The sequence below is a fragment of the Mediterraneibacter sp. 210702-DFI.5.30 genome, assembly GCF_020560115.1.
Taxonomy (GTDB): domain Bacteria; phylum Bacillota; class Clostridia; order Lachnospirales; family Lachnospiraceae; genus Mediterraneibacter; species Mediterraneibacter faecis.
The window spans coordinates 1-322 of sequence record NZ_JAJCME010000048.1 but is presented as its reverse complement, the minus strand read 5'-3'; the positions used below and the strand labels follow the sequence as shown (position 1 = coordinate 322).

Annotated in this window: 1 protein-coding gene; it reads right to left on the bottom strand. The window is 47.8% G+C overall.

What is annotated here, in order from left to right; all coding sequences use genetic code 11:
- On the bottom strand, window positions 1-322 hold a 322-nt coding region (locus LI126_RS14635; RefSeq protein ID WP_227165659.1), incomplete at both ends, for a Gfo/Idh/MocA family protein.

Sequence of the window (322 nt, the reverse complement as noted above, 5' to 3'; positions counted from 1 at the left end):
CTTCAACGACACGGGCCTTTGGGTGGGCTGCCAAAAGCGATTCAATGCCCTCAAATTCGTTTGGGTTGACAAAGGCAGGCTTTTCAACAATTACGAATTTGTCATTTTCGATTGCTAAGCGAACCTGTTCATAGTGCAGGCTGTTTGGTGAGGCAACGTAGACCACGTCAAAGTCGCCTTCATCAAAGAAATCTTCCAAACTGTCAAAAAACTGCGTGGCTCCATATGGCTTGCCGAACTTTTCAGCATGTTCCTCAGTTCGCGAGTAAACCGCCGTCAGTTCGTACTTGCCCGTGGTTTTAGCCGCGTCAAGCATTTGATC